This is a genomic window from Streptomyces sp. NPDC002176 (genome assembly GCF_044903645.1).
Lineage (GTDB): Bacteria > Actinomycetota > Actinomycetes > Streptomycetales > Streptomycetaceae > Streptomyces.
Window position 1 is genome coordinate 791,707 of the sequence record NZ_JBJDQW010000003.1, and the last position, 21,271, is coordinate 812,977.

The 21,271-nt window shown below is 69.5% G+C and carries 17 protein-coding genes; 2 read left to right on the forward strand and 15 right to left on the reverse strand.

Annotated elements, in window-relative coordinates; translation table 11 throughout:
• Positions 1–114: 114 nt before the first annotated feature.
• Positions 115–468, forward strand: a complete 354-nt coding sequence (locus tag ACI2LY_RS17460) for a DUF805 domain-containing protein (RefSeq protein ID WP_404707886.1) — start codon at positions 115–117, stop codon at positions 466–468.
• Positions 469–535: 67 nt separating this feature from the next.
• Here the strand turns inward: ACI2LY_RS17460 and ACI2LY_RS17465 are convergent, their stop codons facing one another.
• From ACI2LY_RS17465 to ACI2LY_RS17530, 14 genes are all read right to left on the reverse strand, one after another.
• Positions 536–898 carry a hypothetical protein gene (locus ACI2LY_RS17465; protein WP_404707887.1) on the reverse strand — a complete coding sequence of 121 codons (363 nt, stop codon included), beginning with the start codon at positions 896–898 and terminating at the stop codon, positions 536–538.
• Positions 895–2,238: a hypothetical protein gene (locus tag ACI2LY_RS17470; RefSeq protein ID WP_404707888.1), complete on the reverse strand. Its 1,344-nt coding sequence runs from the start codon at positions 2,236–2,238 to the stop codon at positions 895–897. Before ACI2LY_RS17470 ends, ACI2LY_RS17465 begins: the two co-directional genes overlap by 4 nt.
• Positions 2,239–2,244: 6 nt before the next feature.
• On the reverse strand, positions 2,245–2,691 hold the full coding sequence (locus ACI2LY_RS17475) for a hypothetical protein (RefSeq protein WP_404707889.1): 447 nt from the start codon (positions 2,689–2,691) through the stop codon (positions 2,245–2,247).
• Positions 2,692–2,845: 154 nt separating this feature from the next.
• Positions 2,846–4,801 carry a TIGR03960 family B12-binding radical SAM protein gene (locus tag ACI2LY_RS17480; RefSeq protein WP_404707890.1) on the reverse strand — a complete coding sequence of 652 codons (1,956 nt, stop codon included), beginning with the start codon at positions 4,799–4,801 and terminating at the stop codon, positions 2,846–2,848.
• 105 nt (positions 4,802–4,906) lie between these two features.
• Positions 4,907–6,406, reverse strand: coding sequence for a CHAD domain-containing protein (locus ACI2LY_RS17485; protein ID WP_404707891.1), 1,500 nt, complete (start codon positions 6,404–6,406; stop codon positions 4,907–4,909).
• Between the two features lie 99 nt (positions 6,407–6,505).
• A complete protein-coding gene (gene rodA / locus ACI2LY_RS17490) occupies positions 6,506–7,702 on the reverse strand; it encodes a rod shape-determining protein RodA (RefSeq protein ID WP_404707892.1) in 1,197 nt (398 codons plus the stop codon).
• Entirely contained in the window at positions 7,699–9,948 is a 2,250-nt protein-coding gene (gene mrdA / locus ACI2LY_RS17495; protein WP_404707893.1) for a penicillin-binding protein 2, read from the reverse strand. Before mrdA ends, rodA begins: the two co-directional genes overlap by 4 nt.
• Positions 9,949–10,012: 64 nt before the next feature.
• On the reverse strand, positions 10,013–10,687 hold the full coding sequence (mreD, locus tag ACI2LY_RS17500) for a rod shape-determining protein MreD (RefSeq protein ID WP_393913554.1): 675 nt from the start codon (positions 10,685–10,687) through the stop codon (positions 10,013–10,015).
• A gap of 13 nt (positions 10,688–10,700) precedes the next feature.
• Positions 10,701–11,657 carry a rod shape-determining protein MreC gene (mreC, locus tag ACI2LY_RS17505; protein ID WP_404707894.1) on the reverse strand — a complete coding sequence of 319 codons (957 nt, stop codon included), beginning with the start codon at positions 11,655–11,657 and terminating at the stop codon, positions 10,701–10,703.
• 164 nt (positions 11,658–11,821) lie between these two features.
• Positions 11,822–12,841, reverse strand: a complete 1,020-nt coding sequence (locus ACI2LY_RS17510; protein ID WP_020940056.1) for a rod shape-determining protein — start codon at positions 12,839–12,841, stop codon at positions 11,822–11,824.
• A 341-nt stretch (positions 12,842–13,182) separates the two neighbouring features.
• A complete protein-coding gene (gene ndk / locus ACI2LY_RS17515; protein ID WP_030814145.1) occupies positions 13,183–13,596 on the reverse strand; it encodes a nucleoside-diphosphate kinase in 414 nt (137 codons plus the stop codon).
• Between the two features lie 61 nt (positions 13,597–13,657).
• On the reverse strand, positions 13,658–14,023 hold the full coding sequence (locus ACI2LY_RS17520; RefSeq protein ID WP_404707895.1) for a DUF4233 domain-containing protein: 366 nt from the start codon (positions 14,021–14,023) through the stop codon (positions 13,658–13,660).
• 12 nt (positions 14,024–14,035) lie between these two features.
• Entirely contained in the window at positions 14,036–15,550 is a 1,515-nt protein-coding gene (locus ACI2LY_RS17525; RefSeq protein WP_404707896.1) for a bifunctional folylpolyglutamate synthase/dihydrofolate synthase, read from the reverse strand.
• 488 nt (positions 15,551–16,038) lie between these two features.
• The gene (locus ACI2LY_RS17530) at positions 16,039–18,663 is read right to left on the reverse strand and encodes a valine--tRNA ligase (protein WP_404707897.1); all 2,625 of its coding nucleotides are present in this window, start codon (positions 18,661–18,663) and stop codon (positions 16,039–16,041) included.
• Between the two features lie 137 nt (positions 18,664–18,800).
• On the opposite strand from ACI2LY_RS17530, the gene ACI2LY_RS17535 reads away from it, so the two are divergent.
• The gene (locus ACI2LY_RS17535) at positions 18,801–19,835 is read left to right on the forward strand and encodes a hypothetical protein (RefSeq protein ID WP_404707898.1); all 1,035 of its coding nucleotides are present in this window, start codon (positions 18,801–18,803) and stop codon (positions 19,833–19,835) included.
• 61 nt (positions 19,836–19,896) lie between these two features.
• Here the strand turns inward: ACI2LY_RS17535 and clpX are convergent, their stop codons facing one another.
• Positions 19,897–21,183 (reverse strand): ATP-dependent Clp protease ATP-binding subunit ClpX, encoded by a 1,287-nt coding sequence (gene clpX, locus ACI2LY_RS17540; protein ID WP_384366724.1) that lies wholly within the window; start codon positions 21,181–21,183, stop codon positions 19,897–19,899.
• Between the last annotated feature and the right edge of the window lie 88 nt (positions 21,184–21,271).

Below are 21,271 nucleotides of genomic sequence, written 5' to 3' on the forward strand. Positions count from 1 at the left end.
CGAACGGCTGCGGCCGCGTAACGCATTGATCTGACCACGCCAAAGCTATGGATTCCGGCCAGTGCTGCTGGTTCCATGGGAAGCCACTCACGCACTTCCCTGGGGGGACGAGAAATGCACTGGTACGTCGACGTGCTCAAGAAGTACGCGGTATTCAGCGGTCGCGCGCGGCGGCAGGAATACTGGATGTTCACGCTGTTCAGCTTCATCATCAGCGTCGTGCTGACGATCCTGGACAACGCGCTGGACATCAACTTCCTCGCCACCATCTACGGCCTGGTCGTGCTCCTGCCGTCCCTGGCCGTCACGGCCCGCCGACTGCACGACACGAGCCGCACCGGCTGGTGGATCCTGCTCGTGCTGATCCCCATCGTCGGCGCCATCATCCTCATCGTCTTCCTCGCCTCCGAGGGCAAGCCGGAGGCCAACGAGTACGGCCCCAACCCGAAGTACGCCCCGGCGGTCTGACGCCACCTCAGCCACACGACGAAGGGCCCACCGGAACATCCGGCGGGCCCTTCGTCGTACGCGCGGGTCAGAGCTCGGGGGCGAGCAGCGTCAGCCGGAGCAGCGCAGCCACCCCGAAGACCACGGGAACCACGTACCACCACCCCCGCACCCAGCCCGCCTTGACAAACCCCCACGTCAAAAGCCCCAGCACGACCGAGACGGCCAACGCGAACCCAGCGGCGAAGTTCGAGTGCGCGACGGTCTCACTGTCCCAAGGGCCGGCGGGCCGGGCCATGTAGGCGAGAAAGAGGAGATAGGCCGTGACCAGGTGTCCCAGCGTGAGAACAAGACCGCATAGCGCGGACCCGATCCGGGCGCGGATGCCAGGTCCGCTCCGTGTCGGCTCCGTCGGGGCCTGAGCAGCGGAGGAACGGACGTAGCGGCTCACCGCAGGGCCTCCTTGGCATTGTCCAGCTTGCGATCGAAGCCTCGGCCGTATGCCTGGGCGTTCGGGTCCTCGTAGTAGGGGCCACCGTTGTAACGGGCGGCAAGCTCTTGCATCTGGTCGCGAGTCATTTCTTCCGGGGGTACATCGGCGAAGCTGCTTCCCGCCTTGAGCTGGGCCAGGTACTCCGAGGCGATGAAGATGTTCTGGGCGGGGTCCTTGATGGCGTCGACGACCTGGTCCCGCTGCCCGTCGGTGAGGTGGTGCGGGTCGTAACCGAGCACCTCCGCGGCCCGACGGACCTGGATGGAAAGGGGACCCATCGACGTCTCGTCGGGGTCCTTGGCGAAGGGGAGGTACTTCCGGCCGTCGTATGCCAGGTCATCGGCGACGCCGGGGTCGCCCATGACCTCCTGCCAGGCGATACCGGCGACCATCTCCGGCGGCAGGCCGGCGTCGTGTGCGGCGGCCTTGATGAGTTCACTGTTGCCCTGGATGTACTCGCGGCGCCCCTCATCGGAGTTCGACGGCAACCAATAGTTGTTCCCGTGCCCGTCCGGCAGACCGTCCACGCGCATCTTGATCCGGTACAAGGTCTCGCTGATCAGCACGTCCTCGCCCGCCGGCAGGACCGGCATCGCGTCCACCTTGGGGCCGGAGCCCGGAAGCTGGACGTACGGGTTGTCGCTCGCCTGCCGCGCCTCGGCCTGGAGCGGTCCGAGGTTCTTCAGGAACTGTGCCGGATCAGCGACAGGGCTCTTGAAGTCAGGCAGGGACCGATACGCCGCCTTGATCCGGGAGACGCACAGGTCACGCGCCTCGGACTCCACGCGCCGGGCATCGCCGTAATGGCCCTTGGTCTGGTGGTAGTAGCGCTCGGCGTCCTCGCGGATCGCATCGACGTCGACGCCCATCTCCGCGAAGAAGTCCATGACTCCTGTGGTCCCCCGCAGGTCCTCCCACTGATGCAGGGGCTCTGCGGCGCGAGCGGTCGGCGTGATGGCCGTAGCCTCCTTGGCCATCACGCCCGCCAACTTACTCTCGGTGAGTCTGCCGCTCCGGTAGTGGCTCTTGGCCGTGGTGACGGCGGCGGCGTAATCCGTGAGGGCGCTCGCCACTTTGCGGAAGGCATCAGAGAGGTCATCGGTGAGGTCTCTCGCCTCGCTCAGCCGCTTGGCGTAGAGATCACGCGCCTCGCTCTGCCAGTCCACCTTGACCGCCTTGCCGAAGGCTCGGTCCGTAGTGCCGATCAAGTGGTGCAGACGCGAGAACTCGGCGGCACTGCGACCGATGAGGGCCGGATCGGCGTCCTCGAGAAAGGCGACATCTTCGCGATAGGCCACAGCCGATCACCGGCTTTCGGCTTCGACGTAACGTCCCGAGTCCAGGACCGAGGCCAGCCTCCGGCGCACGGCGTCATCGAAGTCCGCGTAGGCGTTGTTCGACGACTTGAGCTTGCTGGAGAGCGCCGCCAGTAGCACCACCGCGTCGTTGTACTGGTCCTGGGCGTGGCGGGCGAAGGTATCGATACTCGCCGCCACGTCAGGATGACAACGGGGTGCCCGGCACATGGCCGCGTTCTCCCCGTCCATACGCCCCTCGTACAGGACTCCCGCGATTTCCAGCAGCAGGTGCGAGCTGCCGTCGATGGAACCCGCGCTCAGCGAGAACCCGTCACCGCTACCGGAGCCCCCGCCACCATCGACCGCCAACTGGTTCAGTCGCATGTGCGCCGACTGCTGCTGCCGCGCAAGGGCACCAGCCTTGAGCTGAGCCCATTCCTCGTCCCACGACACTCCGCTTCCCCCGTCCCGCCACCCCATCACGAGCACATGTGCTCGACACCGACGAGTGTGTCATGGGCAGGTAAAAGTGATCGGGACTTTCGTGCACCGCGACGCACGAGGGGGACGGACCCGAAGGCTCGCCCCCCTCAAGGTGCGTTCGTGCTCAGTGCGAGTGGCCGGTCGGTGCCGGGGCCGCGTTCTTCACCGCCAGGGGCAACAGCTTCTTGCCCGTCGGGCCGATCTGGATGTGGGTGTCCATCTGGGGGCAGACTCCGCAGTCGAAGCAGGGGGTCCAGCGGCAGTCCTCGACCTCGGTCTCGTCGAGGGCGTCCTGCCAGTCCTCCCAGAGCCAGTCCTTGTCGAGGCCGGAGTCGAGGTGGTCCCACGGGAGGACCTCCTCGTAGGAGCGCTCGCGGGTGGTGTACCAGTCGAGGTCGACGCCGAACTCGGCCAGCGCCTTGTCCGCGCAGCCCATCCAGCGGTCGTAGGAGAAGTGCTCACGCCAGCCGTCGAAGCGGCCGCCGTCCTCGTAGACCGCTCGGATCACCGCGCCGACGCGCCGGTCGCCGCGCGAGAGCAGGCCCTCGATGATGCCGGGCTTGCCGTCGTGGTAGCGGAAGCCGATGGAGCGGCCGTACTTCTTGTCGCCCCGGATCTTGTCGCGGAGCTTCTGCAGGCGCGCGTCGGTCTCCTCGGCGGAGAGCTGCGGCGCCCACTGGAACGGGGTGTGCGGCTTGGGCACGAAGCCGCCGATGGAGACCGTGCAGCGGATGTCGCCCGAGCCGGAGACCTCGCGGCCCTTCTGGATGACGTGCGTCGCCATGTCGGCGATCTGGAGGACGTCCTCGTCGGTCTCGGTGGGCAGGCCGCACATGAAGTACAGCTTCACCTGGCGCCAGCCGTTGCCGTACGCGGTGGCGACCGTACGGATCAGGTCCTCCTCCGAGACCATCTTGTTGATGACCTTGCGCATGCGCTCGGAGCCGCCCTCGGGGGCGAAGGTGAGGCCGGACCGGCGGCCGTTGCGGGTCAGCTCGTTGGCCAGGTCGACGTTGAACGCGTCGACGCGGGTGGAGGGGAGGGAGAGGCCGATCTTGTCGTCGGTGTAGCGGTCCGCCAGGCCCTTGGCGATCTCGCCGATCTCGGAGTGGTCCGCCGAGGACAGCGAGAGCAGGCCGACCTCCTCGAAGCCGGTCGCGTTCAGGCCCTTCTCCACCATGTCACCGATGCCGGTGATGGAGCGCTCGCGCACCGGGCGGGTGATCATGCCCGCCTGGCAGAACCGGCAGCCGCGCGTGCAGCCGCGGAAGATCTCCACCGACATCCGCTCGTGCACCGTCTCCGCGAGCGGCACCAGCGGCTGCTTCGGGTACGGCCACTCGTCCAGGTCCATCACCGTGTGCTTGGAGACCCGCCACGGGACGCCGGAACGGTTGGGGACCACACGGCCGATGCGGCCATCGGGCAGGTACTCCACGTCGTAGAACGCCGGGATGTACACCGCGCCCGTCTTCGCCAGCCGGAGCAGGACCTCCTCGCGGCCACCGGGACGGCCCTCGGCCTTCCAGCCGCGGATGATCTCGGTCATGTCCAGCACGGCCTGCTCGCCGTCACCGATGATCGCGGCGTCGATGAAGTCCGCGATGGGCTCCGGGTTGAACGCCGCGTGCCCGCCCGCCAGGACGATCGGGTCGTCGACCGTACGGTCCTTGGACTCCAGCGGGATGCCCGCCAGCTCCAGCGCGGTGAGCATGTTGGTGTAGCCCAGCTCGGTGGAGAAGCTCAGGCCGAACACGTCGAACGCCTTCACCGGGCGGTGGCTGTCCACCGTGAACTGCGGGACGCCGTGCTCCCGCATCAGCGCCTCCAGGTCCGGCCACACGCTGTACGTGCGCTCGGCGAGGACGCCCCGCTGCTCGTTCAGTACCTCGTACAGGATCATGACGCCCTGGTTGGGCAGACCGACCTCGTACGCGTCGGGGTACATCAGCGCCCAGCGGACCTCGGCCTCGTCCCAGGGCTTGACCGTGGAGTTCAGCTCCCCACCGACGTACTGGATCGGCTTCTGCACATGCGGGAGCAAGGCTTCGAGCTGCGGGAAGACCGACTCGACAGACATCGCGGCATTACCTTCGTGAGCTGACTGCAGGGCATCTCCCGGCCGGAGGCTGGAAGGGTGACCATCAAGCCTAACCCGTCCGGGCGCCTCCCCCGTACGCCGGTGTCAGCGCGGGAACGCCGACCGGGCCTTGCGCCACCTGCGCGGCAGCTCCGCCTCCGCCCGCCGCGCGGCCTGTTCCTCCCGCTCGTACAACACCCCGTAGGTGAACGCGTTCTCCCCCGCCGCGTGCGCCACCGCGGCCAGCTCGCGCAGGGTCTGCCGGGCCAGCACGCTGTCCTGGTGCTCGCCGAGCAGGCTGGTCAGCTTCTTCGCCGCGCGGGCCAGGGCGCGGGCCGGGCCGCCGAGCGCCGGGACGGCCGCCTCGGCGGCGTAACGGGCGCGCTTGGCCCGCTTACGCGCCTCGTGCAGGGCGTGGTCGCGGTCCTCGCCGGGCGGCAGCGCCAGCGCGGCCGTCACCAGCCGGGACAGCTTCGCGCCCTCCTTCCGCAGCGCGCGGGTGAGCACCTTGTCCGGCTTCCGCGCGGCCCTCTTCCGCAGCGGCGGGTCCGCGAGCAGGGTGTCGATGCTGTCCAGCAGGGCGAGATAGCGGGCCGAGTCCAGCACCCCGAGCAGATGGCCGCGGGTGCTGCCGTGCCGGGCGGTGGCCCAGGAGGCGAGGCGCTCGCGCACGGGGCCGGTGGCCCGGCCGGGCGGCAGGGCGTCGAGGGCGGACGTCAGCCGGTCCGCCAGCACCTCCTGGTCGCGGCCGGTACCGAGTTCGCGCGCCAGCCACTTCAGCTCGGCGGCGACCGGCGCGGTGGCGTCCCGGTCCAGCACCGAACCGAAGGCGCGGAACGCGGACCGCATCCGGCGGGTGGCCACCCGCATCTGGTGCACGGAGTCCGGCAGGTCCCGGCGGACCCCGGGGTCGCGGGCGAGGATCGCCTCACGCTGCTCGCGGAGGTACGCCAGGACATGGTCCCCGGCCGTCACCGCCTCGGCCGCCCGCGCCGACCGGGCGCGGGAACCGCCGGTCCGGCGCAGCGCCTCGGCCACCTTGGACGCCGCCTTCGACGGCCGTACCCCCGCCTCGCCGAGCCGCTCCTCCACGGCGTCCAGCAGGGCCGGGTCGGCGCCGTCGGCCAGCTCCACCTCGATCTCGGTCCACCGGGCGTTACCGCCCGCCCGGTTGAGGCGCTCGGCGGTCACGGTGTCCACGCTCGCCTCGGCCAGCAGGGCGCCGTCCGCGTCGAGGAGGTGCCGCACATCGCGGGCGGACCGCAGCCGGACCACCGGCACCAGCTCGGCGCCCCGGACGCGCGAGCGGACCAGCGCGGCGATCTCCTCGGGCACGGTGTCCGCGAGCGGCGCCCGGATCTCGTCCCGGACACCGGGCGCGACCGGGAACTTCAGATGCCAGCCGGCGTCGGCGCCCCCGGTGCGGCGGCGCAGGGTGAGCGAGGCGGCGCCCAGGCGCTCGTCGGCGGTGTCGTAGTAGACGGCGTCCAGCTCGACCACCCCCTGGTCGACGACGTCCGCCACCGGTCCGGCCCCCGCCAGCTCGGGCAGCCCGCCGTCCGCCACCTCGTACTTCCGCTCGATCTCCCGCTTCACGTCCGTCATGAACCGAATCTAGAACGCGCCGCCGGTCTCAACCAGCCCCCGGATACGGGTGAGGGCCGGGAGATCGACTCCCGGCCCTCGCTCGGCACCGCGTCCGGCTCAGGCGGACATCGGGCGCTGCGCTCTGATCGACTGCAACAGCCCCACGGCGATCCACACCGCGAACATCGACGAGCCGCCGTAGGAGACGAACGGCAGGGGCAGACCGGTCACCGGCATGATGCCGAGGGTCATGCCGATGTTCTCGAACGCCTGGAAGGCGAACCAGGCGACGATCCCGGCGGCCACGATCGTGCCGTACAGCTCGGTGGAGTCGCGGGCGATACGGCAGGCGCGCCACAGGATGACGCCGAGCAGGAGGATTATCAGGCCGGCCCCGAGGAAGCCCAGCTCCTCCCCCGCGACCGTGAAGACGAAGTCGGTCTGCTGCTCGGGCACGAACTGGCCCGTGGTCTGCGAGCCGTGGAACAGCCCGGAGCCGGTCAGCCCGCCCGAACCGATGGCGATCCGGGCCTGGTTGGTGTTGTAGCCGACGCCCGCCGGGTCCAGCTCCGGGTTGGCGAAGGCGGCGAACCGGTTGATCTGGTAGTCGTCCAGGATGTGCAGCTGCCACACCGCGATGGCACCGGCGGCGCCCGCCGAGATGAGGCCGAACACCCAGCGGTTGGAGGCGCCGGAGGCGAGCAGCACGCCCAGGATGATGATCACCATCACCATGACCGACCCGAGGTCGGGCATGAGCAGCACGATGAGGATCGGCACCGCCGCCAGCCCGAGCGCCTGGAGCACCGTGCGGTGGTCGGGGTACGCCTTGTCGCCCGCGTCGACCCGCGCGGACAGCAGCATCGCCATGCCCAGGATGATCGTGATCTTCACGAACTCGGAGGGCTGGAGCGAGAAGCCGCCGCCGAAGACGATCCAGGAGTGGGCGCCGTTGACGGTGGAGCCGAGCGGGGTGAGCACCGCGAGGATGCCCGCCAGCGACAGCCCGTAGAGGATCGGCACCGCGTTGCGCAGGCCGCGGTGGCCGAGCCACAGGGTGCCGATCATCAGGGCGAGCCCGATGCCGGTGTTCATGAAGTGCCGGAACAGGAAGTAGTACGGGTCGCCCTGGTTGATCTCGGTGCGGTTGCGGGTCGCCGAGAACACCAGCAGGGAGCCGATCAGCGACAGCGCGAGGGCCGCCAGCAGCATCGGCCAGTCGAGTCTGCGGGCCAGCGAGTCACGGGCGAAGACCTTGGTCCAGCCCGCGCGCTCCGGGCCGTACCCGGAGACGGAGAAGGTGTTGCCGGTCATGTGCGTGTCCTCCGGCTCCCCCTCCGGCGGGGCCGCCTGCGGGTGTTGCTGTTGGTGTTGGGCGAGGGCGAGGTGGCGGCGGCGGGCTGGTCCTCGCCGTTGCTGGTGTTGTTCTTCTGGGCGTTCTCGACGTCCTTGGCCGGGTCGCTCTTGATCTTCGGGGCGGCCACGGTGCCGTCGGGGCGGACCTTCGGCAGGGTCTTCTGCGGCTCGGGCAGCAGGGCCGCGTTCTTGTCGATGGAACCGTCGCCCTTGACGCCGTAGAGCGCGCTGTAGATGTTGCGGACGGCCTCACCGGAGGCTCCGGAACCCGTACCGGCCTGGGCGATCGTCATGATCACCGTGTAGTCCTTGGAGTAGGTGGCCAGCCAGGAGGTGGTCTGCTTGCCGTAGACCTCGGCGGTGCCCGTCTTGGCGTGCAGGGGGATCTTGTTCTGCGGCCAGCCGCCGAACTTCCAGGCGGCGGTACCCCGGGTGACCACGCCCGCGAAGGCGTCGTTCATGCCCTTCAGCGTGGTCTGGGAGACCGGGAGACGGCCGCTCTTCCTCGGCGGGATCGGGGTCACGGTCTTGCCGTCCGCGCTGATGACGGCCTTGCCGATGGTGGGGTGGTACATGGTGCCGCCGTTGGCGACGGCGCCGTAGATCACGGCCTCCTGGATCGGCGTGACGAGGGTGTCGCCCTGGCCGATGGAGTAGTTGATCGAGTCGCCCTCACGCATCTTGTTGCCTTCGAGGCAGTTCTCGTACGCGATCTTCTCGACGTAGGAGCCGTCCTTCTTGCCGTACTTGCACCAGGCGTCCTTGTTGGCCTTCCAGTAGTCCAGCTTCCACTGGCGGTCGGGGACGCGGCCGGTGACCTCGTTGGGCAGGTCGACGCCGGTCTCCTTGCCGAGGCCGAACTGGTGGGCGGCCTTGTAGAAGTAGTCCTTCGGCTGACCCTTCTTCGGGTTGATGCCGCCGTCCTTCTTCCACTGCTGGTCGGAGAGGTAGTAGAAGACGGTGTCGCAGGAGACCTCGAGCGCCCGGCCCAGCGGGATGGGGCCGAAGCTCTCGCCCTCGAAGTTCTTGAAGACCTGGCCGCCCACCGAGTAGGAACTCGTGCAGGGGTAGCGGCCGTCGAAGTCGTACCCCGCCTCCACCGCGGCGGCGGTGGAGATGACCTTGAAGGTCGAGCCGGGTGCGGCCTGGCCCTGGATGGCCCGGTTCAGCAGCGGGTAGTCGGAGTTCTTGCCGGTGAGGGTCTGGTAGTCCTTGGCGGAGATGCCGCCGACCCAGACGTTCGGGTCGTAGTCCGGCGCGGAGGCCATGGCGACGATGCGGCCGGTCTTGGCCTCCATCACCACGGCGGCACCGGAGTCGGCCTTGTAGTTGGTGCCGGTGATCTTGTCGAACTGCTGGCGGGCGACCTTCATCGCCTTGTCCAGCTCGAACTCGGTGACCCGCTGGACGCGGGAGTCGATGCTGGTGACCAGGTTGGAGCCGGACTCCGCCGGGTCGGCCTGGGCCTTGCCGATGACCCGGCCGAGGTTGTCCACCTCGTAGCGGGTGACGCCCGCCTTGCCGCGCAGCTCCTTGTCGTACTGCCGCTCCAGCCCGGAGCGGCCGACCATGTCGGAGCGCAGGTACGGCGAGTCGGTGTCCTTGGCCTTCTGGATCTCGTCGTCGGTGACCGGCGAGAGATAGCCGAGGACCTGGGAGGTGTGGGCCTTGCCGGGGGCGCCGTACCGGCGGACGGCCTCGGGCTCGGCGGTGATGCCGGGGAAGTCCTCGGCGCGCTCACGGATCTGGAGGGCCTGCTTGGGGGTGGCCTCGTCGGTGATGGGGATCGGCTGGTAGGGCGAGCCGTTCCAGCAGGGCTGGGGGGTCTCGGCGTCGCACAGCCGGACCTTCTGCTGGACCTCGTCGGCCTTCAGGCCGAGGACGGCGGCGAGCTTGGCCAGCACGCCCTTGCCGTCGTCCTTCTGCTTGAGCAGGTCGGTACGCGAGGCGGAGACGACGAGGCGGGTCTCGTTGTCCGCGAGGGGCACACCGCGCGCGTCCAGGATGTCACCGCGCACGGCGGGGTCGACGACCTGCTGGACGTGGTTGCCGGACGCCTCCTTCTGGTACTCGGCGCCCTCGCGGATCTGGAGGTACCACAGGCGGCCGCCCAGGGTGCCGAGCAGCGAAAGGACGAGGATCTGGATGACGACCAGCCGGATCTGGACCCGTGGGGTCCGCCCGGTCTCGGGAATGTTCGTCACTGCTGCTGACTCCCCCTCTCAGCGCGGGAACTGATGTACGGACGACCGGTGAACTGGGGCGCTGTCACAGCCGCTTGACCCCCTTGATGCGGCCGACCCGGGCCGAGCGGGTGCGGGCCTTGGCCTTCAGGGCGCCCAGGCCCCGCTGGGAGCCCAGGCGCAGGCCGGTGCCGGAGGAGAGCCAACCCGAGGAGATGTTCCCGGCCTTGGCGGCGGGGCCGGACTCGGCCAGCGGGTCGTTGTCCGCGCGGCGGGCCAGCCACATCACGCCGGGCACCACGAAGGGGGCCAGCAGCAGGTCGTACAGCGCGGCCGAGAACAGCAGGCCGGGCAGGCCGACATGGCGGGCGGCGGTGTCGCCGACGAGGGCGCCGACGCCCGCGTAGAGCAGGGTGGAGCCGATGGCGGCGGCGACCACGACGGCCATCGGGCCGGTCGCCGACTTCAGACGGCCGGTCTCGGGCTTGACGAGCCCGGCGAAGTAGCCGATGACGCACAGCACGAGGGCGTAGCGGCCGGCCGCGTGGTCGGCGGGCGGCGCGAGGTCCGCGAGGAGTCCGGCGCCGAAGCCGACGAGGGCGCCGCCGACATGGCCGTACACCAGGGCGAGGCCGAGGACGGTGAGGAGGAGCAGGTCGGGCACGGCACCGGGCAGGTGGAGGCGGGCGAGGACACTCACCTGGATCACCAGGGCGACGACGACCAGCACCGTGGAGAGCAGGACACGGTTGAGGCGCATGGGGGTTCAGCTCCTACTGCTGCTGGCCGTTGGTGTCGGAGTCGTCCGGCGCGGAGCCGTCCGCCGAGGGGGTGACCGTGACGGTCACCGTGGGCGTCGGGACCGGCTTGGGCTTGGCCGGGAGGACCTCGTCGCGCGGGTCCTTCTTCGGTCCCGCGACGACCACGCCGACGATGTCGAGCTTGCTGAAGCCGACGTACGGGGTGACGTAGAGGGTGCGGGTCAGGCCGCCGCCGGAGGGGTCGACACGGGAGACCACGCCGACCGGGACGCCGGGCACGAAGGGCTTGTCGGCCTGGGAGCCGAAGGTGACGAGCCGGTCGCCCTTGTTCACCTCCGCCTTGCCGTTGAGGAGTTCCACGCGCAGCGGGCGGTCGCCCTGCCCGGAGGCGAAGCCGAGTTCGTCGTTGCCCTCCATCCGGGTGCCTACGGTGAAGTCGGGGTCGTTGGCGAGCAGCACGGTGGCGGTCTCGGGGCCGACCGTGGTGACGCGGCCGACCAGGCCGTCGCCGTTGAGCACGGTCATGTCCCGCTTGATGCCGTCGTCGGCGCCCGCGTCGATGGTGATGGTCCAGGAGAAGCCCTGAGCGGCTCCTATGGCGATGACCTGGGCGCCCTTGATGCCGTACTGGCCCTGACCGGCGACCTTCAGCATCCGGTCGAGCTGGTTCAGACGGCTGCGGTTGCGGTCGTCGCTGCCCAGCTTGGCCTTGAGTGCCGCGTTCTCCTTCTCCATGACGGCGAGCCGGTCATGGCGGTCTCCGGAGTCCCGGACGGCCGAGACGGCGTTGCCGACCGGATCGACCGCCGTGGACAGCCCGTTCTCGATCGGGCCGAAGGCCGCGGCCGCGGCCTGCCGGGCTCCGTCGACCGGGGAGTTCCGGCCTCCGCGGATGTCCACCGTGATCAGTGCGAACGCGATGGCGATCAGCAGGACCAGGAGCAGGCGGCTCTCTTTCGTGTCCCTCACGTGCGGCGGCCGTGCCCTTCCTCTATAGGAATTCGGGGACCCCGATAAAGCGCCGTTGCCGATGCGCGAATCGAAGGGGGTCCGTTGGGGGAGCTTATGCCTCTATATCAACGATCCGCCGTACGAGAGCAGAACGTCTCGTACGGCGGAATCGAAGTGTCATGTCATCGGCGCGGCTGGGCGTCGAGCACCTGCTGCAGCGCCTCGAACTCCTCGACGCACTTGCCGGAACCGAGCGCGACGCTGTCGAGCGGGTCCTCGGCGATGTGGATCGGCATACCGGTCTCCCGGCGCAGCCGCTCGTCGAGACCGCGCAGCAGGGCGCCGCCGCCGGTCAGCACGATGCCCCGGTCCATGATGTCGCCGGACAGCTCCGGCGGGCACTTGTCCAGGGTCGTCTTGACGGCGTCGACGATCGCGTTGACCGGTTCCTCGATCGCCTTGCGTACCTCCGCCGCGGAGATGACGACGGTCTTGGGCAGCCCGGACACCAGGTCCCGGCCGCGGACTTCGGTGTGCTCGTCGGAGTCGAGGTCGTACGCCGAACCGATCGTGATCTTGATCTGTTCGGCCGTCCGCTCACCCAGCAGAAGGCTGTACTCCTTCTTGATGTACTGGATGATCGCGTTGTCCAGTTCGTCACCCGCGACGCGGATGGACTGGGCGGTGACGATGCCGCCGAGGGAGATGACCGCGACCTCCGTGGTGCCGCCGCCGATGTCCACCACCATGTTGCCCGTGGCCTCGTGGACCGGCAGGCCGGAGCCGATGGCCGCGGCCATGGGCTCCTCGATGATGTGCACCTGGCGGGCGCCCGCCTGAGAGGAGGCTTCGATGACGGCGCGCCGCTCGACGCCTGTGATGCCCGAGGGGACACAGACGACGACCCGAGGCCGGGCCAGATACCGCCGCTTGTGGATCTTCAGGATGAAGTAGCGGAGCATCCGCTCGGTGATCTCGAAGTCGGCGATCACGCCGTCCTTCAGCGGCCGCACGGCCACGATGTTGCCCGGCGTGCGGCCGATCATCTTCTTCGCTTCGGCGCCGACCGCGAGGATGCCACCGGTGTTGGTGTTGATCGCCACGACGGACGGCTCGTTGAGTACGATCCCGCGACCCCTGACGTACACCAGCGTGTTGGCGGTCCCGAGGTCGACAGCCATGTCACGGCCGATGAACGACATTGAGTTCCCCATCAGGATTCGACGGGCCTTCCCTGGGAGCTTTTGAGGGCTTTTCAGGTCGGCGAGGTGGGTGCGGTGACGTGAAGGCTTCCATCGTAGACGCGCCTGCACGAACACCGCGCGAGGGTCTTCGCCCATTGTCAGCAGATGGCGCGGCGCCTCGCTTGTGGAGACGGTCCATCGGGGGCATGCGTTCCCCCGATCGGCAACGCATATGCCGAGGGACGGCCGAAATGGTACGGCCGCCCGGCGGCGGGATATCCGGGAAGCCTGACGGCCCCTCAGAAAAAATTCCCTAAAACTCCTTACGGCGTGGCCCGGACGGGCCCGTACCGCACCGGTCAGTCACGACCCGGAAAGAAAATCTTCACCTCGCGCTCGGCGGACTCCTCCGAGTCCGAGGCGTGGATCAGGTTCTCGCGCACGATGACCCCGAAGTCGCCGCGGATGGAGCCGGGAGCCGCCGCGATCGGATCCGTCGGCCCGGCGAGCTGCCGCACACCCTCGATGACCCGCTCCCCCTCGACGATCATGGCGACGACGGGGCCGGAGGACATGAACTGCACCAGCGGCTCGTAGAACGGCTTGCCCTCGTGCTCGCCGTAGTGCTGCTCCAGCGTGCCCCGGTCCAGCTCGCGCAGCTCCAGCGCCGCGATCCGCCAGTCGGCCTTGCGCTCGATACGGCCGATGATCTCGCCGATCAGGCCACGACGGACGGCGTCGGGCTTGAGCAGGACGAGGGTGCGCTGGGTCACGGAAGGCTCCTTACGACTGACGTGCGGTGGCACGAGGTTACAGGGCGTGTCCGCACCCTCGTCACGCAGCGTCAGCCTTGGGGGAGGGCTCGGCGGCAGCGGCCGCCGCGAAGCGGGCCTTGGCCTCGTCGACCTTGCGGCCGTAGTGCACCGACGCCCACCACAGGGCCGCGAACACCGCGCCCATGAAGTACATCATCGGCACGAAGAACCCGGACGCGATCAGCGCGATCTGCAGCGCCCAGCCGAGGACGACACCGCCCGGCCGGGACACCATGCCGCACAGCAGCACGGACAGCACCATGGCGACCCCGCAGACCCACCACACCGTGGACATGGCCAGCGAGGGGTCCTTCATGGCGACCAGACCGGCGAACCCGATGACGAAGAACTCGCCGATCAGCGTCGAGGAACAGAGCGTACGCACGAGCGGTTTACCTCAGCTCTTCCGAAGCAGCAGGCGGGCCTCGCCCACCGTGATGACCGAGCCGGTGACCAGGACGCCGCCACCGGCGAACTCGCCCTCCTCCTCGGCCAGGGTGATCGCGGCCTCCAGCGCCTCCGGCAGCCGGGGCTCGACCTGGACGCGGTCCTCGCCGAACACCTCGACGGCGATACCGGCCAGTTCGTCCGCGTCCATCGCGCGATGGCTGGAGTTCTGCGTGACGACGACCTCCGCGAAGATCGGCTCGAACGCCTCCAGCACCCCGCGCACGTTCTTGTCCGCGCTCGCGCCGACCACACCGATCAGCCTGCTGAAGTCGAACGACTCCCGCACCGCCTCGGCGGTCGCCTCGGCACCGGCCGGGTTGTGCGCCGCGTCCAGCACGACGGTCGGCGAACGCCGGACGATCTCCAGGCGGCCCGGCGAGGAGACGGCCGCGAACGCCTTGCGCACGGTGTCGATGTCCAGCGGCTCGGCGCGCTCGGCGCCGACCCCGAAGAACGCCTCGACGGCGGCGAGGGCGACGGCCGCGTTGTGCGCCTGGTGGGCGCCGTGCAGCGGGAGGTAGACCTCGGGGTACTCGCCGCCCAACCCGCGCAGGGTGAGCAGCTGGCCGCCGACGGCGACCTGGCGGTCCACCACACCGAACTCCATGCCCTCGCGGGCCACGGTGGCGTTCTCCTCGACGGCCTTCTTCAGCAGCACCTGCGCCGCGTCGACCGGCTGCTGCGCCATGATCACGGTCGAGTCCGGCTTGATGATGCCGGCCTTCTCGGTGGCGATCTGCTCCGGCGTCTCGCCCAGGCGGTCGGTGTGGTCCAGCGAGATGGGCATGACCACGGCGACGTCACCGTCGATCACGTTGGTCGCGTCCCAGCTGCCGCCCATGCCGACCTCGACGACGGCGACGTCCACGGGCGCGTCCGCGAAGGCGGCGTACGCCATGCCGGTCAGCACCTCGAAGAAGGACAGCCGGTGCTCCTGGGCGGTGTCGACCATCCCGATGTACGGCTTGATGTCCTCGTACGTCTCGATGAACCGCTCGGCGCTGATCGGGGCGCCGTCCAGGCTGATGCGCTCGGTCACCGACTGCACGTGCGGGCTGGTGTAGCGGCCGGTGCGCAGCTCGAAGGCGCCGAGCAGGGCCTCGATCATGCGGGCGGTGGAGGTCTTGCCGTTGGTGCCGGTGATGTGGATGGAGGGGTACGTGCGCTGGGGGTCGCCCAGTACGTCCATCAGGGCGGCGATCCGAGTGACGGAGGGCTCCAGCTTGGTCTCGCCCCAGCGGGTGGCCAGCTCGGTCTCCACCTCGCGCAGGGCGCGGTCCACCTCGGGGTCCTCGGGCCGGGCCGGTACGTCGGCCTCCGGCGGGCCGCCCTGGGTACGCAGGGTGCGGCTGCCCGCCTCGATCACGGCGAGGTCGGGGTCGCGGTCGGTCTCCTCGGCGATGATGTCGTCGAACTCGGCGAGGGGGTCGGGCGTGTCGTTATTACCGGGCGAGTCGCTCACATCGCCCAGTCTACGGAGGGGGCGGTGTCTTGCGCGTGGTGGTCCTTCTGCGGCGCCTTCGTGGTTCGGCTGCGGCACCGTCGTGGCTGGTCGCGCAGTTCCCCGCGCCCCTGGGCATCTGCGGCCGAGCCCCGCTGGATCGCTCGCGCGTGCGCCTGTCGTGTTCGGCCGCGGGCCCGTCGTGGCCTGTCGCGCAGTTCCCCGCGCCCCTGGGTATCTGCGGCCGAGCCCTGCTGGATCGCTCACGTGTGTGCCTGTCGTGTTCGGCTGCGGCGCCGTCGTGGCTGGTCGCGCAGTTCCCCGCGCCCCTAGGTATCCGCAGCCAAGGCCCGCTGGATCGGCCCCCACCTCGCCGCGCCCCACCCCACCCACCCAGCTGCGGGCAGTCGTGCCGCAGGGCGGCACGGGTGGGCGCAGCGGCACCCCCGCGGCGCCGCAGGTACGCGAAGGCCCCCGGCATCCAGTGGACGCCGGGGGCCTTCGTTGGTTCACGCCTGCGGGAGGCGGTCCAGTTGGGACTGGAGGCGGCGGATGTCTTCCTCGGACTTGGTCAGGCGGGTGCGGATCTTGTCGACGACCGCGTCGGGCGCCTTCGCGAGGAACGCCTCGTTGCCGAGCTTGGCCGTGGCGGCCGACTTTTCCTTCTCAGCGGCCGCGAGGTCCTTCGCGAGGCGCTTGCGCTCCGCCGCGATGTCGATCGTGCCGGAGAGGTCCAACGCCACTTCCGCCCCCGCCACCGGCAGCGTGGCCGTCGCCGTGAAGGCGTCGCCCTCCGGCTGGAGACGGAGGAGCTGACGGATCGCCGCCTCGTGCGGGGCGAGGGCCGTACCCGTCAGGGTGAGGCGGGCCGGGACGCGCTGGCCGGGCTGGAGGCCCTGGTCGGCGCGGAAGCGGCGGACCTCGGTGATGACCGACTGGAGCGACTCGATCTCCCGCTCGGCGGACGCGTCACGGAACCCTGAGTCCGTCGGCCAGTCCGCGATGACCAGCGACTCGCCCCCCGTCAGCGTCGTCCACAGCGTCTCCGTGACGAACGGGACCACCGGGTGCAGCAGCTTCAGCGTGACGTCGAGGACCTCGCCCAGCACCCGCTTGGAGACCTCGGCCGCCTCCCCGCCCGCCTGGAACGTGGTCTTGGACAGCTCGACGTACCAGTCGAAGACCTCGTCCCACGCGAAGTGGAACAGCGCGTCGGACAGCTTGGCGAACTGGTAGTCCTCGTAGTGCGCGTCGACCTCGGCCACGACCGAGTTGAGGCGGGACAGAATCCAGCGGTCGGACGCCGACATGCGCGACGCGTCCGGCAGCGGGCCCTCGATCGTCGCGCCGTTCATCATGGCGAACCGGGTCGCGTTCCAGATCTTGTTGGCGAAGTTCCGCGAGCCCTGGACCCAGTCCTCGCCGATCGGCACGTCGACGCCGGGGTTGGCACCACGGGCCAGCGTGAAGCGCAGCGCGTCGGAGCCGTACTTGTCCATCCAGTCCAGCGGATTGACCGCGTTGCCGAAGGACTTCGACATCTTCTTGCCGAACTGGTCGCGGACCATGCCGTGCAGGGCGATGGTGTGGAACGGCGGGGTGCCGTCCATCGCGTAGAGGCCGAACATCATCATCCGGGCGACCCAGAAGAAGAGGATGTCGTAGCCGGTGACCAGGACGGAGTTCGGGTAGAACTTCGCCAGCGACTCGGTCTGCTCGGGCCAGCCCAGGGTGGAGAATGGCCACAGGCCGGAGGAGAACCAGGTGTCGAGGACGTCGGTGTCCTGGTGCCAGCCCTCGCCGGTGGGCGGCTGCTCGTCGGGGCCGACGCAGACGACCTCGCCGTCGGGGCCGTACCAGACCGGGATGCGGTGGCCCCACCACAGCTGGCGCGAGATGCACCAGTCGTGGAGGTTGTCGACCCAGTCGAAGTACCGCTTCTCCATCTCCTGCGGGTGGATCTTGACCTTGCCGTCGCGGACCGCGTCACCGGCGGCCTTGGCGAGCGGGCCGACCTTGACCCACCACTGCATGGACAGCCGCGGCTCGATGGTGGTCTTGCAGCGCGAGCAGTGGCCGACCGAGTGGACGTAGGGCCGCTTCTCGGCGACGATCCGGCCCTCGGCGCGCAGCGCGGCGACGATGGCGGAGCGGGCCTCCAGGCGGTCCAGGCCCTGGAAGGGGCCGGGGGTGGTGATGACGGCGTGCTCGTCCATGACGGTGATGGACGGCAGGTCGTGCCGCTGGCCGATCTCGAAGTCGTTCGGGTCGTGCGCCGGGGTCACCTTGACGGCGCCGGTGCCGAACTCGGGGTCGACGTGCTCGTCCGCGACGACCGGGATGGAGCGGTCGGTCAGCGGGAGCCTGATCAGCTTGCCGATGAGGTGCCGGTACCGCTCGTCCTCGGGGTGGACGGCGACGGCGGTGTCACCGAGCATCGTCTCGGCGCGGGTGGTGGCGACGACGATGGTCTCGTCCCCGTCGCCGTACTTCATGGAGACGAGCTCGCCGTCGTCGTCCTGGTACTCGACCTCGATGTCGGAGATCGCGGTGAGGCAGCGCGGGCACCAGTTGATGATGCGCTCGGCGCGGTAGATCAGCTCGTCGTCGTAGAGGCGCTTGAAGATGGTCTGGACGGCCTGGGAGAGGCCCTCGTCCATGGTGAAGCGCTCGCGGGACCAGGCGACGCCGTCGCCGAGGCGGCGCATCTGGCCGGAGATCTGGCCGCCGGACTCGCCCTTCCACTGCCAGACGCGGTCGACGAACGCCTCCCGGCCCAGGTCGTGGCGGGACTTGCCCTCCTTGCCCAGCTCGCGCTCGACGACGTTCTGGGTGGCGATACCGGCGTGGTCCATGCCCGGCTGCCACAGGGTCTCGAAGCCCTGCATGCGCTTGCGGCGGGTCAGGGCGTCGATGATGGTGTGCTCGAAGGCGTGGCCCAGGTGGAGGCTGCCGGTGACGTTGGGCGGGGGGATGACGACGGTGAAGGGCGGCTTGTCGCTCTTCACGTCGGCCTCGAAATAGCCCCGCTCCACCCAGCGCTCGTACAGCGGCCCCTCTACGTCGGCCGGCGCGTACTGGGTCGGCAGTTCGGTCTCGGGCGCTGATGGCTGCTGCTGAGCGTTCTCGGTCACGGGGGTCAGTTTAGAGGTGCCACGGGGTGCTCCCGAAACGCGTTTGTTCTGTAACGGTGCGGCCCCCGGTGCCACCCCTCCCCCGCCGCTGGGCAAGGATGGCGGCAACACCTGAACATCTGGAGGGGAACCCAGCCATGAGCAGCAACCAGCCGGGCCCGTACGGCGGGCAGCCCCCGCAGCCGGGTCCTTACGGTCAGGCTGGTCAGCCCGGCCCCTACGGGCAGCAGCCCCCGGCCCAGCCCGGCCCCTACGGGGCACCCGGACCATACGGTCAGCCCCCGCAGGCGCCCCAGCCGGGCTACGGCTACCCGCAGTCCCCGCCGCCCCCGCCCGGCCCTCCGGGCACCCCCTACGGGTACCCGCAGCAGCAGGGCGTCCCCCAGCAGCCGGGCCCCTACGCCCAGCCCCAGCAGAACCCCTACGGGCAGCAGCCCCCGTACGGGCAGCCGCAGCAGGCCCCCTACGGCGCCCCGCAGCCCCCGGTGCAGGGCCGCAACAACTCCAAGCGCAACGGGCTGATCATCGGCGCGGTGGCCGTGGTCGTCGCCGTGGCGGTGGGCGTCTACTTCCTGACCAGCGGCGGCAGCGGCGGCGATGTCGCCGACGACGGCCCGCACAAGCTGGTCGCGCCCTCGACGGTGCTCTCGGAGTACAAGAAGGGCAAGAGCGCCAACGGCGCGATGACCCAGGACGACCTGAAGGACGCCGAGAACTGGGGCGTGGAGAACCCGAAGGACGTCAGCGCCGAGTACGCGGCCGGGAACGTCGACAACCCGCTGAGCAAGAAGGTCATCGAGTTCGGCGGGGTCTACGGCACGATCGCCGACCCGGAGAAGACGGTCGACGAGATGTTCGCCTACATGAAGGACCAGAGCGCCAAGGACGCCGAGCACAAGTACGAGCTGATCGGCGAGCCGAAGCCGTACGAGCCGGAGGCGCTCGACGGCGCGGTCCTCAAGTGCCAGCAGGCGAAGGGCGATACGTCGGGCAGCGGCGAGGGCGTGCCGAAGGAGATGACGTTCTCGCTGTGCGTGTGGGGCGACCACAGCACCGTCGGTTTCGTGATGCCGATGGACATCGCCACCCTGGCGGCGGGCCGCACCAGCGACCCGGCGCAGGACGCGGAGCTGACCGCCAAGTTCCGCTCGGCGGTACGCGTCAAGGCGTGACCGCGCACAGATGAGAAGGGCCCCGGCCGGTCGGCCGGGGCCCTTCCTCGTGCTGCGGGGGTTACGCGGTCTTCTGCTCGCCCTGGCCGCGCCCGCGGGAGTCCCTCGGGATCAGCGTCGGGTTGACGTTGGAGTGGACGACGTCGGCCGTGATGACGACGCGGGCCACGTCCTTGCGGGACGGCACCTCGTACATCACCGACATCAGGACCTCCTCCATGATGGCGCGCAGGCCGCGCGCGCCCGTCTGGCGGAGGATGGCCTGGTCCGCGATGGCCTCCAGCGCCTCGCGCTCAAAGTCCAGCTCCACGCCGTCGAGTTCGAAGAGCCGCTGGTACTGCTTGACCAGGGCGTTGCGCGGCTCGACGAGGATCTTCAGCAGGGCCTCGCGGTCGAGGTTGTGCACCGAGGTGATGACCGGGAGACGGCCGATGAACTCGGGGATCATCCCGAACTTCACCAGGTCCTCGGGCATGATGTCCTCGAAGATGTCCTTGGCCGCCAGCTCGCGCTTGGAGCGGATGGTGGCGCCGAAGCCGATGCCCTTCGCGCCCGCCCGCGCCTCGATGATCTTCTCCAGACCGGCGAAGGCGCCGCCCACGATGAACAGCACGTTCGTCGTGTCGATCTGGATGAACTCCTGGTGCGGGTGCTTGCGTCCGCCCTGCGGCGGCACCGAGGCGGTGGTGCCCTCCAGGATCTTCAGCAGCGCCTGCTGGACGCCCTCGCCGCTGACATCGCGGGTGATCGACGGGTTCTCGCTCTTGCGGGCGACCTTGTCGATCTCGTCGATGTAGATGATGCCCGTCTCGGCCTTCTTGACGTCGTAGTCGGCGGCCTGGATGAGCTTCAGCAGGATGTTCTCGACGTCCTCGCCGACATACCCCGCCTCGGTCAGCGCGGTCGCGTCCGCGATGGCGAACGGGACGTTGAGCATGCGGGCCAGGGTCTGGGCCAGCAGGGTCTTGCCGGAGCCCGTGGGGCCGAGCAGAAGGATGTTGGACTTCGCCAACTCGATGGCGTCCTCGCGGCCTTGGCCGCCGCCGTTCTCACCGGCCTGGACCCGCTTGTAGTGGTTGTACACCGCGACGGAGAGGGCCTTCTTGGCCGGTTCCTGACCGACCACGTAGCTCTCGAGGAACTCGTAGATCTCGCGGGGCTTGGGGAGTTCCTCCCAGCGCACCTCGCTGGTCTCGGCCAGCTCTTCCTCGATGATCTCGTTGCAGAGATCGATGCATTCGTCGCAGATGTACACACCGGGACCTGCGATGAGCTTCTTGACCTGCTTCTGGCTCTTGCCGCAGAACGAGCACTTGAGCAGATCGCCGCCGTCACCGATGCGTGCCACGGTGTGCTTCCCCTTCGCCTGGGAGACGACTGGACACTGAAGATCCAGCGGCTCCTGGTGCTGCCTTATGTCGACGGTACCTTGCCGG

Coding starts and splice junctions, on each gene's coding strand:
- ACI2LY_RS17535 (WP_404707898.1), top strand. CDS start 18,801: ATGAGCAGCAACCAGCCGGGCCCGTACGGCGGGCAGCCCCCGCAGCCG.
- ACI2LY_RS17510 (WP_020940056.1), bottom strand. CDS start 12,841: ATGTCGTTCATCGGCCGTGACATGGCTGTCGACCTCGGGACCGCCAAC.
- mreD (WP_393913554.1), bottom strand. CDS start 10,687: ATGCGCCTCAACCGTGTCCTGCTCTCCACGGTGCTGGTCGTCGTCGCC.
- ACI2LY_RS17485 (WP_404707891.1), bottom strand. CDS start 6,406: ATGACGGACGTGAAGCGGGAGATCGAGCGGAAGTACGAGGTGGCGGAC.
- ACI2LY_RS17480 (WP_404707890.1), bottom strand. CDS start 4,801: ATGTCTGTCGAGTCGGTCTTCCCGCAGCTCGAAGCCTTGCTCCCGCAT.
- ACI2LY_RS17460 (WP_404707886.1), top strand. CDS start 115: ATGCACTGGTACGTCGACGTGCTCAAGAAGTACGCGGTATTCAGCGGT.
- rodA (WP_404707892.1), bottom strand. CDS start 7,702: ATGACCGGCAACACCTTCTCCGTCTCCGGGTACGGCCCGGAGCGCGCG.